Source organism: Pseudomonas sp. Irchel 3E13, from assembly GCF_900187455.1.
GTDB lineage: Bacteria > Pseudomonadota > Gammaproteobacteria > Pseudomonadales > Pseudomonadaceae > Aquipseudomonas.
Map to the genome: position 1 here is coordinate 163,774 of NZ_FYDX01000005.1, position 11,486 is coordinate 175,259.

General features: G+C 55.9%; 12 protein-coding genes. All 12 read left to right on the top strand.

What is annotated here, in order from left to right:
- From CKW37_RS09815 to CKW37_RS09870, 12 genes are read left to right on the top strand one after another with little or no spacing between them, the layout of a single operon-like run.
- On the top strand, positions 1-1,152 hold the full coding sequence (locus CKW37_RS09815; RefSeq protein WP_095155504.1) for a LegC family aminotransferase: 1,152 nt from the start codon (positions 1-3) through the stop codon (positions 1,150-1,152).
- On the top strand, positions 1,149-2,303 hold the full coding sequence (gene neuC, locus CKW37_RS09820; protein ID WP_095155505.1) for a UDP-N-acetylglucosamine 2-epimerase: 1,155 nt from the start codon (positions 1,149-1,151) through the stop codon (positions 2,301-2,303). Before CKW37_RS09815 ends, neuC begins: the two co-directional genes overlap by 4 nt.
- Positions 2,304-2,306: 3 nt before the next feature.
- Entirely contained in the window at positions 2,307-3,392 is a 1,086-nt protein-coding gene (gene neuB / locus CKW37_RS09825) for an N-acetylneuraminate synthase (protein WP_095155506.1), read from the top strand.
- Entirely contained in the window at positions 3,389-4,057 is a 669-nt protein-coding gene (locus CKW37_RS09830) for an acetyltransferase (protein WP_095155507.1), read from the top strand. Before neuB ends, CKW37_RS09830 begins: the two co-directional genes overlap by 4 nt.
- Before the next feature lie 19 nt (positions 4,058-4,076).
- A complete protein-coding gene (locus CKW37_RS09835) occupies positions 4,077-5,123 on the top strand; it encodes a nucleotidyltransferase family protein (RefSeq protein WP_095155508.1) in 1,047 nt (348 codons plus the stop codon).
- Positions 5,120-6,136, top strand: a complete 1,017-nt coding sequence (locus tag CKW37_RS09840) for a Gfo/Idh/MocA family protein (protein ID WP_095155509.1) — start codon at positions 5,120-5,122, stop codon at positions 6,134-6,136. Before CKW37_RS09835 ends, CKW37_RS09840 begins: the two co-directional genes overlap by 4 nt.
- Positions 6,133-6,834, top strand: a complete 702-nt coding sequence (locus tag CKW37_RS09845) for a cytidylyltransferase domain-containing protein (RefSeq protein ID WP_095155510.1) — start codon at positions 6,133-6,135, stop codon at positions 6,832-6,834. The genes CKW37_RS09840 and CKW37_RS09845 overlap by 4 nt, the downstream gene beginning before the upstream one ends.
- Positions 6,821-7,582 carry an oxidoreductase gene (locus CKW37_RS09850; protein ID WP_095155511.1) on the top strand — a complete coding sequence of 254 codons (762 nt, stop codon included), beginning with the start codon at positions 6,821-6,823 and terminating at the stop codon, positions 7,580-7,582. Before CKW37_RS09845 ends, CKW37_RS09850 begins: the two co-directional genes overlap by 14 nt.
- A gap of 28 nt (positions 7,583-7,610) precedes the next feature.
- Positions 7,611-8,588: a Gfo/Idh/MocA family oxidoreductase gene (locus CKW37_RS09855; protein WP_095155512.1), complete on the top strand. Its 978-nt coding sequence runs from the start codon at positions 7,611-7,613 to the stop codon at positions 8,586-8,588.
- Between the two features lie 17 nt (positions 8,589-8,605).
- Positions 8,606-9,544 (top strand): Gfo/Idh/MocA family oxidoreductase, encoded by a 939-nt coding sequence (locus CKW37_RS09860; protein ID WP_095155513.1) that lies wholly within the window; start codon positions 8,606-8,608, stop codon positions 9,542-9,544.
- A 48-nt stretch (positions 9,545-9,592) separates the two neighbouring features.
- Positions 9,593-10,828: a hypothetical protein gene (locus CKW37_RS09865; protein WP_143501956.1), complete on the top strand. Its 1,236-nt coding sequence runs from the start codon at positions 9,593-9,595 to the stop codon at positions 10,826-10,828.
- Positions 10,803-11,483 (top strand): hypothetical protein, encoded by a 681-nt coding sequence (locus tag CKW37_RS09870; protein ID WP_143501958.1) that lies wholly within the window; start codon positions 10,803-10,805, stop codon positions 11,481-11,483. Before CKW37_RS09865 ends, CKW37_RS09870 begins: the two co-directional genes overlap by 26 nt.
- The last annotated feature ends 3 nt before the right edge of the window (positions 11,484-11,486 follow it).

Here is an 11,486-nt window from a genome sequence, read left to right on the forward strand (position 1 = left end):
ATGTTCAAAGCGCTAATCGGTTTCATTCGCGAGCAGTACCGTACAGACGAGTTCATCCCGTTGCACGCACCCGTGTTCCAAGGGAATGAAAAACAGTATGTACTTGAAACGGTCGATTCGACTTTCGTTTCCAGTGTTGGGGCGTTCGTGGACCGCTTTGAAAGTGACATGGCGGCCTATACCGGATCACCGCGAGCGGTGGCGACGGTGAACGGAACGGCGGCGTTACACGTTGCGTTGCTGCTGGCCGGGGTAAAGCCCGGTGACCTGGTTCTGACTCAGCCGCTGACATTTGTCGCAACTTGCAATGCGATCGCCTATTGCGGTGCCGAGCCAGTGTTCATTGATGTGGACCGGCACACCATGGGTCTTTCCCCAAGCGCTTTAGAGGTGTGGCTGGAAGATAACGCTGTTTTGGGCAGTGATGGTCTTTGCCGGACGAAAGAAGATGGGCGAGTCCTGAGGGCCTGTCTGCCTATGCACACTTTCGGCCATCCAGTGGATATCGATGGTCTGCTCAGCGTTTGTGCCCGCTGGAGCCTGGCTATCGTGGAGGACGCGGCAGAGTCTCTAGGCAGTCTTTACCACGGGCGCCATACCGGTACTTTCGGTTGTGTCGGGACATTGAGCTTCAACGGTAACAAGATCATCACAACGGGTGGGGGGGGCATGATCCTCGCGGGAGATGCCTTGGGGGCACGCGCCAAGCACATCACCACCACCGCCAAGCAGGCTCATCCCTATGAGTACGTTCATGACGAAGTCGGTTACAACTACCGCCTTCCCAATCTGAATGCTGCCTTAGGTTGTGCGCAGTTGGAGCGCCTGGAGGATTTCATCACCAGTAAACGTGAACTGGCTGCGAACTACGAGCAGTTCTTCGAGGGGCAGTCTCTGCAGTTTTTCCGCGAGCCTGAGGGTTGCCGTTCCAATTACTGGCTGAACGCAGTGGTTTGTGAGGATCTGGCACAACGCGATGCACTGTTGCAGGAGAGTAATCAGGCAGGGGTGATGACCCGTCCAATCTGGAAGCTGATGACCCATCTACCTGCGTTTTCCCGTTCATTGCGTGGCAATCTTGAAAATGCCCTCTGGCTGGAAGATCGTGTGGTCAACCTGCCCAGCAGCATTCGTCCGGGGTCGGTGGATTGAAGCGCAAGGTCGCTGTCTTCACTGGTACCCGGGCTGAGTATGGTTTGCTGTACTGGTTGATGAAGGATATCCAGGCCAGCCAGGTGTTGGAGTTGCAGGTCATCGTCAGTGGCATGCACCTTTCGCCGGAGTTCGGCGAAACCTGGAAAGTCATAGACAGTGATGGCTTTGGCATCGATGCCAAAGTCGAAATGCTTCTGTCTTCCGACAGTGATGTTGGTGTGGTGAAGTCCATGGGGTTGGGTATTCTCGGTTTCGCCGATGCGCTTGATCGTTTGCGCCCTGACGTTCTGGTGGTTTTGGGGGATCGCTTCGAAGCATTGGCGATTGTCCAGTCGGCTTTGGTCATGAAGATTCCCGTGGCCCACCTGCATGGCGGGGAAATCACCGAAGGCGCTTATGACGATGCAATTCGTCATGCCATAACCAAAATGTCGTATCTGCATTTTGTCGCCGCCGATGCCTACCGTCAGAGGGTCATCCAGATGGGTGAATCTCCAGAGCGCGTATTCAATGTTGGCGCTGTTGGTCTGGATCATCTGCTGCGCAGCGAGCGCATGAGTCGTGCCGAGTTGTCCGAAAGTCTGGACTTCGTTCTCGACTCGCCTTTCCTCCTTGTTACCTATCATCCGGTAACCCTCGCTGAGGAAGATCCTGTGGCGAGTTTCGAGGCGTTGCTGTGTGCCCTGGATCGTTTCCCGGAGTACAAGGTAATCATCACGTATCCGAATGCCGACAATGGCGGGCGTGCCATTATTCCTCTGCTTGAAGCCTATGCCCAGCAGACGCCTGAAAGGGTTAAGGCGATTCCTTCTCTTGGGTTCAAGCGCTATTTGTCTGCGGTGGCTTTGGCCGACGCTGTGGTTGGAAACTCCTCAAGCGGGATCATCGAAGTGCCGGCGTTCGCTGTGCCTACGGTGAATATCGGCGCAAGACAGGACGGGCGTCTGGCGGCGGAATCAATCTTGCACTGCAAGGCGCAGGCAGATGCTATCGAGGGCACGTTGCGCGAGGCGCTCTCCGAAGAGTTTGCCGAGGTTTGCAAAAGAGCGGTAAACCCGTACGGCGCGGGCAACGCTTCGCACAGTATCGCAAGCGTCCTTGAACGCTTCGATATGAATCCTAACAAGTCTTTTCAAGATCTGGTCTAAGCCATGAAGTTATCCGATGCAAGCGCGGTGTATATCATTGCAGAGGCAGGTGTTAACCATAACGGTGAGCGCGACCTCGCTTATGCCCTTGTCGATGCCGCAGCCGATGCCGGCGTTGATGCCGTCAAGTTTCAGACTTTTGATGCTGAGCGACTGGCGTCCAAGGCTGCGCCCAAGGCGAGCTATCAGAAACAGAGCACCGATGCATCGGAAAGCCAATTGGCGATGCTCAAGAAGCTGGAGTTGCCCAAGGCGTGGCATTTCGAGCTTCAGGCGTATGCCCGTAGCAAGGGTATCGAGTTCCTTTCCACTGCGTTCGACAGTGGCAGCCTGCAGTTTCTATGCGAGATGGATCTGCCGTTTTTCAAGATTCCGTCTGGAGAACTGACGAACGGGCCGTTGCTTTGGCAATTTGCTCGCACTGGCAAGCCGCTGGTTCTTTCCACTGGCATGGCCACCATGAGTGAAGTGGAGCAGGGCCTGGCCATCATCGCCCATGCCCTGGCCTCGACAGCCGAGCCCGGAAACATGGATGAGGTCTGGAAGTGCTGGAGCGACCCGGTGAGCCGGCAACGTCTGCAGGGGCACGTGACTTTGTTGCACTGCACCTCTCAGTACCCGACACCGGCCCATGAGGTCAATCTGCTGGCGATGGACACCCTGAGGGCGTTCGGGCTACCTGTTGGTTATTCCGATCATACCGAGGGCTGTCTCATCCCCGTCGCTGCAGTTGCCCGTGGCGCTAGCGTGATTGAAAAACACTTCACGTTGGATCGTTCGATGCCGGGGCCGGACCACAAGGCATCGCTCGAGCCGGACGAACTCAAGTCGATGGTTAGCCAGATCCGGGCTCTACAGCTTGCGCTCGGAGATCCGTGCAAAGTACCGCAACCCAGCGAATGGGATACCCGCAAGGCCGCGCGCCAGCAGGTAGTCGCAGCACGTGACATTGCTGCCGGTGCGATCATTGCCCGGGATGACCTGACTACCGCGCGCAGCGGTTCTGGATTGCCTCCGACAGCCTTGTGGGAGCTGGTAGGCAGCACAAGTCGCCGCGCCTTTGGGGTGGGTGAGATCATCGAGAAATGAACCAGTCCGATGTGCGTCCTTTGCCATTGATCCTGATGGGTGCGGGTGGTCACGCTAAAGTGTTACTTTCCTTGGTCAGGGCGTGTGGTTACGACGTTGTCGGGGTATGTGATCCCGGCTTGGTCAGGCAGGGCATCAGCCATTGGCGAGGTATTGCGGTGCTGGGCGCTGACGATGTGCTGGATCAATACGCTCCCAGTGACATCGAGCTCATAAACGGGATCGGTCAGGTTGTCGGCGGAAACTTGCGTCGTGTAGTGCATGAGAGCGCAAGTGCCAAGGGGTTTCGCTTCCCTCCCTTGGTGCACCCGGCTGCCTGGCTCGATGATACGGTCGTTCTGGAGGAGGGTGTCCAGGTGATGGCGGGTGCGATCTTGCAAGCGGATGTACGCATTGGCTGTGCGAGTATCGTCAATACCAGCGCCAGCATCGACCATGACTCCCGTGTAGCTGCCCACGTACATGTTGCCCCGGGCGTAACCCTGTGCGGCGGCGTGACCGTTGCCGAAGGCGCATTTATAGGAAGTGGTTCCACTGTAATCCAAGGCGTCGTGATTGGAGAGGACGCCTTGGTGGGGGCTGGTACCGTTGTCGTGCGCGACGTGCCCGCCCGAGGCGTTCTGATCGGTCCGTCGGCCCGGACAAGGTCTGTGCCGGACTCGTGAATATTAGAGAAGGTATGCAATGAAGCAGTGGGAACTAACACTCGTCGATCCTGAGTGCTCTATGGAAAAAGCCATTGCGACGCTGGATAAGGTCGCGGTGAGAATCGTCATGATTGTGGATCATGAACGGCGACTGCTGGGAACCCTGACGGATGGCGACGTCCGCCGTGCTTTGTTGAAGCAGCGGCCCTTGACCACGCCGGTCAGCGAGGTCATGTGTTCTACTCCAAGGACCGCTGAGCGGGATTGGAGCAAAGAACGCATTCTGGCGGTGATGGAGCGCTACCAGTTGCTGCAGTTGCCGGTGCTGGACGCCAATGGTGTGGTGATCGGCCTGGAAACCTTGCACGACCTGCTCAATAAACCGCGCAGAAACAATCCGGTCTTCCTGATGGCAGGCGGGTTCGGTACGCGTTTGCGCCCGCTGACCCACAATTGCCCGAAGCCGCTGCTGAAGGTAGGCGACAAGCCCATTCTGGAACTGATTCTGGAACGCTTCATCAACTCTGGTTTCCACCGTTTCTTCATTTCCACTCATTACATGCCGGAAATGATCCGCGAACACTTCGGTGATGGCAGTCGTTGGGGGGTGAGCATTCGTTATATCCACGAAGAGTCGCCACTGGGTACCGGTGGAGCGCTAGGACTGTTGCCTCATGATGAAATCGATCTGCCGATGTTCATGATGAATGGTGACTTGCTGACCACGCTGGATTTCGAAAACGTACTGGATTTTCATCAGGCCCATAGCGGTTCCGCCACGATGTGTGTGCGTGAGTACGAATACTGCGTGCCTTATGGCGTTATCCAGAGCGACGGACACCGAATTCGCTCCATGGTGGAAAAACCGGTGCAGCGCTTCTTCATCAACGCCGGTATCTACCTGCTTTCGCCCGAGCTGGTGAAGAGCGTATCGGCAGGTACCCGTGTCGACATGCCAACCTTGCTGGAACATGAAATTTCTGCCGGCCGCGACGTCAATATGTTCCCGATACATGAGTATTGGCTGGACATCGGGCGGATGGAGGACTTTCAACGAGCCCAGCACGAGTTCGGCGGCCTATGAGCCAGTTCTCCCGTTTTCTTGTCATTGGTAGTGGCAGCATCGCCAAACGTCATATCGCCAATCTGCGACAGTTGTTCGCGCCAGCCCAAGTCGCTTGCGTCTCCGCATCGGGCCGGGAATTGCAGGTCGAGGATGTGGGGGCGGATGTACTGCGTTTCGCTTCGATTCAGGAAGCCTTGGCGACTAAACCCGACTTCGCCGTCATTGCCTCTCCCGCTCCCTGGCACATCGAGCATGCTTCCTTGTTGGTGGCGCAGGGCATCCCTGTACTCATCGAAAAACCGATCGCCGACAGTCTCGAGCGTCTGAGTGGCTTGCGCGACCTGCTTATCGATCGAGAATCCATCATCGACGTCGCTTACAACCTTCGTTACATGGGGTCGGCCGTAGCTTTCAAGGCGCTTCTCGACGAAGGCCGGGTTGGTGCGGTTCGCAGTGTCAGCGTCGACGTTGGTCAGTACCTGCCCGATTGGCGTCCTGCCAGCGATTACCGCAAGAATGTTTCGGCCCGCCGGGCTCTGGGGGGAGGCGTTCTGCTCGAGCTCAGTCACGAGCTGGATTATATCGGCTGGTTGTTCGGTCGGTTCGAGACCGCCTATTGCGTGGCGCGCAATTCAGGAGCATTGGAAGTCGATGTTGAAGACACCGTGGATGCCCTGTTGGTGCGTAACGACGGGTTGGTCGCCAATGTGCACATGGATTTCCTGCAGCGTGCTCCGGTGCGGACCTGCAAAGTGGTCGGACAGTCCGGGACGCTGGTCTGGGACATCCTGAACAATCGTATTTCCCTGCATAGCGCAAAGGATCAGCAGAGCGTGCTGTTCGATGACCCCAATTATGATCGGAACAACATGTACATGGATCAGTTGCGGCATTTCGCCAAGGTAGCAATGGGCGTTGCGCGGCCTGCTGTGGGTATTGCCGATGCATTGGAAACGCTGCATCTCATTGAGGCCATGAAGCGTTCGGCCGCAGCCGGTCAGGTTGTCGCCATTGGAGGCATTCAAGCATGAGTGTTTACGCCTTTATCTTTGCTCGCGGCAATTCGAAAGGGCTGCCAGGCAAGAACATCAGACCCTTGGGGGGAATCCCGCTAATCGCGCACTCGATTCTGGTCGCGCAACAGGTTGAAGGGATCAGCAAGGTATTCGTATCAACAGACTCGTCTGCAATTGCCGAAGTGGCCCGTGCCTATTCCGCAGAAGTCATCGTTAGGCCGGAAGAACTGGCCACCGATACTGCAGCCGAATGGTTGGCCTGGCGACATGCAATCGGTTACCTCCAGGAGCGTGGCGAATCGTTCGACACTTTCATCAGCCTGCCTGCCACCAGTCCCCTGAGAAACAGTGAAGATGTCCGTAGTTGTCTGGCCAGTCTTGACCAGGATACGGACGTGGTGGTGACTGTTACGCCAGCATCGCGCAGCCCCTACTTCAATATGGTCGTCCGGGATGATGCGGGTAACAGCCAGTTGGTCTGCTCGGGGAATGCGGTGCACCGTCGTCAGGATGCGCCGGCAGTGTTCGACATGACTACCGTGGCGTACGTGACCCGTCCAGCGTTCGTATTGGAGCAGGAGCGGATCTTTTCCGGACGGGTTAAATCTGTAGTCGTGCCGCGGCAACGCGCTGTGGATATCGATGATATCTACGATTTCAAAATGGCCGAAATGTTATATGCGGATAGAGAGAAAGGGCATGCTGAAGGGTAAGAAAGTTCTTGTGGCTGGTGCGGGAGGCCTGCTCGGCAGTAAGCTCACGGCGGCCTTGCTTGGCGAAGGTGCGCGGGTTCTAGTGGCCGACATCAATCTCTCCTTGATGAACGAGCGTCTACTGCAACAAGGAGTTGCCGAGAATCATCCAGACGTGATCCGCGTATCCTTGGACCTGAATGATACGGCGTCCGTCGATAACTTGTTTGCATCGCTGGACGATCTGGACGGTGCCGTGAACTGTACCTATCCACGCAACAAGCGATACGGTGCCAAGTTCGAGAACGTGACCCTTGCCGATTTCAACGAGAACGTTTCTCTGCATCTGGGGTCATCGTTCTTGTTCATGCAGCAGTGCGCGAAATATTTCGAGCGCAGCCGTCGGCCTTTCTCGCTGGTCAATATCTCGTCGATCTATGGCGTGGTTGCGCCAAAATTCGAAGTGTATGACGACACGCCAATGACGATGCCGGTGGAGTACGCCGCGATCAAGTCCGCGCTGATTCATCTCAGCAAATACCTGGCCAGTTATGTGGCCAGCAGTGACTTCCGCTCCAACTGCGTGAGTCCTGGCGGAATCTTCGATCATCAGCCCGAGCGTTTCCTCGCCGCCTACAAGCAGCACACACTGGGCAAGGGCATGCTGGATATCAAGGATGTCGTGGGATCCGTCATGTTCCTGCTTTCCGACCATGCCAGCTATGTCAATGGTCAGAACATCGTCGTCGATGATGGCTTTAGCTTGTAGTCTTCCTCCCGGATAAAAGTGATCAACCATGTTCAACATTCTTCTCGTAGGGGCTGGGCAGCTTGGCAGCCGCCATCTGCAGGCCTTGGCTCTCGCTGATTTCGCCGACATCACCATTCAGGTTGTAGATCCGTTCGCGGCGTCGCTGGAAAGGGCCAAGGAGCGCTGGGAGCAGGTCGAGCGTTCGTCTTCGATTCGCAGTATCGACTTTCTGACCGACATCGCTCAGGTCAAAGGCAGCATTGATTTCTGTGTGGTCGCCACCAACGCTGACTGCCGCCTGCAATTGCTGGAAGACATGCTTGCTCGCTTGACGGTCAGGAACCTACTGCTGGAAAAAGTACTGTTCCAGTCGGAGGCACAACTGAACGCTGCGGCACAGCTTTTTGCCCATGTGGGGTGCAACGTCTGGGTCAACTGCCCGCGCCGCATGTTCTCGGGTTATGAAGTCCTGCGTGAGCGTCTGAGTGGGCAGCGGGCGTTCGACCTGCGCGTCGTTGGCGAGCAATGGGGACTGGCTTGCAACGCCATCCACTTCATCGATATCTGGGCATTTCTTTCCGGCGCGAGCTCGTATGTCGCCGATGTTTCCGGACTGGATCCAGTGGTTGTCGAGAGCAAGCGTCCCGGCTACAAGGAACTTATTGGAACGCTTGCTGGCAATTGGCAGGACAGCCGTTTCTCCTTGACCTGTCATGCCGAGGTCGCTTCACAGCCATTGCGGATCGAGATCGAGACCGAAGACTATCGGGTGACGCTCAATGAGGGGGCTGGGTTGTGCGAACTTCAGGACAAGGCAAGCGGGGCTGTTGAAGCCTTGCCGTTTACTGTTCTGTACCAAAGCCAACTGACACACCGTGTCGCGGAGTCCATTTATCGTGGCAGTCCATGCCAACTGACCCCCTTCGATGAGTCGGCAGCTTTGCATGCGCCGTTCCTGCGAACGGTGCTGGCGTTCTTCAACACGCACGACGGCGGCGCTTACACGCTTTGCCCCATTACCTGATCAAGAACGGATAACCCATGATGCTATTAGTCGGTGCCGGCCCTATGGCCGTTCAATATGCCAACGTTCTGAAAGGCATGGAAACGCCATTCCAGGTGGTTGGGCGCAGCGCGCAATCTGCCGAGACCTTTCACCAAACGGTAGGTGTGAAACCTGTACCGGGTGGTGTTGAAGCTTATTTCGATGGCGAACATCCCGCAGTTGAATTCGCCATTGTTGCGGTCAGCGTCGAGCAACTGGAATACACCAGCGCTTACTTGCTGGAGCAAGGCGTAAAGCAGTTGTTGATCGAGAAGCCAGGCGGCTTGACTCTTGAGTCTATCGAGCGTCTGACGCAGAAAGCAGACCACTACGGTGCGTCTGTGTACATCGCCTACAACCGTCGTTTCCTTGCCTCTGTCCTCAAGGCGCGTGAACTGATCGCTGAAGATGGTGGGGTCACCAGCTTCAACTTTGAAATCACCGAGTGGTCAGACACCATCAAGGCTATCCACAAGGCTGAGGGGGTCAAGGAAAACTGGTTCTTTGCAAACACGACCCACGTCACCGACCTGGCCTTCTACCTGGGCGGTCGCCCGAGCCAGTTGAGTACGTTCAACGCCGGTTCGCTGTCATGGCATGAGCGTGCGGCGCGTTTCGCCGGTGCCGGCGTAACCGCCGAGGGTGCGCTGTTTGCCTATACGGGCGACTGGGAGGCGCCTGGGCGCTGGGCAGTGGAAGTGTTGACGAAGAAGCGTCGATTCATTTTCAAACCGTTGGAGAAGCTTCAGGTGCAACTGATCAACAGTGTTGCCGTCTCTCCAGTGGAAATTGATGACAGTCTTGATGCCCGCTACAAACCGGGGCTTTACCTCCAGGTCGACAAGTTCCTGAACGGTGATCAAGACGGGCTCTGTTCTCTGGCGGAGCACCTTGAGAACAGTCGACTATATGCACGTATCGCTGGTTATGCGTGATTTTGTGCTGGTCCGTTCGGGAGTCGCCGCTCGATGAGGCGTGAGGGCATGGTTGGTGCGATTAAATACGTGTTGGCAACCTACAGCGAGTTTTCGCTGGTCGCGTTGTTGACGCTGTACTTCACCAATATGGCGAGTCAACAGGCTCTCGCGGATTCCAGCATTGCATTCATCGTGATCTCCTATAGCACGTTTCTTGCGCTGGGTTTTCACAATGGTGCGATCCGCGATGGAGCCATCAGCGGTTCGGTGGAAGAGAAACAGCGCATTTTACGATTGGAAATCCAGTTCTCGGCATTCATCGCCGTGCTGCTGGTGCTCGCAGCCGCAGTTTGTCATGAGCGCTTTTTCCTCATGGCGGGATTGTTCATCGGTGGAATCAACCATCTGAAGACGGCCTGCCAGACGGTGTTCCGTCTCCTGGGCATGGACCTTCACCTGAATGTGCTGAACGTTTCCTGGGCGAGCGCATTCTTCGTCAGCTTCGGCCTGGCATTTCTGTTGTTTTCCGACAGTACGCTGGAGCACAGATTCTTCGGTGCTTGGGCTTTCGCGGCCTTTGCGGTGGTCGTTGCGTTCTTTGTCTATTGCCGAGGCAAACTGAGAGCTTCCATCAGCGACCGTTCTGAAAACCTCAGGTTGTTCTGGAAGATTCTCAGTGCCTCCCGGTACATGTTTCTGATGGCGAGTGGCCTGGTCGTGGTGCTTACGCTGGATCGCGTGGTTCTCAATACGTTGGGGGCTGCCGAGAAAGTCAGGGCCGACTTCCAGTATGTCGATGTACTCACCAATATCTATTTCCTGGGGATGACTTCGGTACTTTATTATTTCACGCCCGGGTTGTTAAAGCGGTTCAGTGGCGATGACGCGGAGCACGGTGTCTTCAAGGTCATGATGATCAAGTGTGGGGCTTGGCTGTCTGCGGTCGTGTCGTTCTTCGTCGTTGCGATCAGCTTATTCTTGCTGGTCATCGGTCGTTTTGAATGGCCGCTTTTCGAGATTTTGATATCGATGCTGTTGCTCAAAACGATGCTCATTTGTCTGGGATTCGTTTGCAATTTTTATCTCGCCCAACGCCTTGAGCGGGTGTTGGCGGTCGCTTACTTGAGTTTGATGGTCGTCGGTCTTGGGCTGTCGTTCACCTTCGGTTATTTGTACACGGGAACGCCGCACATCGTTTTTCTGCCGTTGCTCAATGCGGTGCTGGTTGGGGCATTGGTGTTGATTCTTTTCAAAAAAATCCGTACTCAAGGCGATCATGAACAAAGTACTTGTATTAACTGACTCCCTTGGGTTACCCCGAGTAAGTCCGGCGCTCATCACTGATGACGAGTGCTGGACTTACCGCCTTGCCGATGACTGCGCGGGGCGTTTCAGGATGCGGACCGTGAGTGTTCCGGGCATGGACAGCAGCCAGTTGTTGTCCTTGTCCCGTGACTACTATGCTGCGTTGAAGCCCGATATCGTCGTGGTGCAGGTAGGGATCGTCGATTGCTATCCGCGAGCCATCAAAAAGGCGGAGCTTTCCATTCTTTTGCGCTTGCCCACGTTTATCAGTCGCCCTGTCCATCGTCTGGTCAAGCGTTTTTACGCCCGTTTGATTGTTTCCCGTAGCATCCGCTACGTGCCTCCCGCTTCCTTCCGGGCAAATCTGTTGGCGTTGTCGGAGGTTTTCGCCGGAGCGAAGATACTGATCGTTCCGATTGCGCCGCCCTCTTTGGCTTATCAGGCCCGCAATCCACTGATCGCACAATCGGTGGAGGAATACAACGAGCTGCTGAAGGAGCAGTTCCCAGCCGGCTTCATGAACAAGTGTTATCCAGCGGGTGTCGTTGGAGAGATATTTCTGAGCGATAACCATCATCTGAATGTCGCGGGCAATGGTTTGGTTTTTGAATCCGTGAAGACGGCACTCGACGCCCTTGAAGCCAAGAGCTAGGAG

Excerpts from the sequence above, each read along its gene's own strand:
- CKW37_RS09835 (WP_095155508.1), top strand. The coding sequence starts at position 4,077 with ATGAAGCAGTGGGAACTAACACTCGTCGATCCTGAGTGCTCTATGGAA.
- neuB (WP_095155506.1), top strand. The coding sequence starts at position 2,307 with ATGAAGTTATCCGATGCAAGCGCGGTGTATATCATTGCAGAGGCAGGT.
- CKW37_RS09815 (WP_095155504.1), top strand. The coding sequence starts at position 1 with ATGTTCAAAGCGCTAATCGGTTTCATTCGCGAGCAGTACCGTACAGAC.
- CKW37_RS09850 (WP_095155511.1), top strand. The coding sequence starts at position 6,821 with ATGCTGAAGGGTAAGAAAGTTCTTGTGGCTGGTGCGGGAGGCCTGCTC.
- CKW37_RS09840 (WP_095155509.1), top strand. The coding sequence starts at position 5,120 with ATGAGCCAGTTCTCCCGTTTTCTTGTCATTGGTAGTGGCAGCATCGCC.
- CKW37_RS09830 (WP_095155507.1), top strand. The coding sequence starts at position 3,389 with ATGAACCAGTCCGATGTGCGTCCTTTGCCATTGATCCTGATGGGTGCG.
- CKW37_RS09855 (WP_095155512.1), top strand. The coding sequence starts at position 7,611 with ATGTTCAACATTCTTCTCGTAGGGGCTGGGCAGCTTGGCAGCCGCCAT.
- CKW37_RS09865 (WP_143501956.1), top strand. The coding sequence starts at position 9,593 with ATGGTTGGTGCGATTAAATACGTGTTGGCAACCTACAGCGAGTTTTCG.
- CKW37_RS09860 (WP_095155513.1), top strand. The coding sequence starts at position 8,606 with ATGATGCTATTAGTCGGTGCCGGCCCTATGGCCGTTCAATATGCCAAC.
- CKW37_RS09845 (WP_095155510.1), top strand. The coding sequence starts at position 6,133 with ATGAGTGTTTACGCCTTTATCTTTGCTCGCGGCAATTCGAAAGGGCTG.
- CKW37_RS09870 (WP_143501958.1), top strand. The coding sequence starts at position 10,803 with ATGAACAAAGTACTTGTATTAACTGACTCCCTTGGGTTACCCCGAGTA.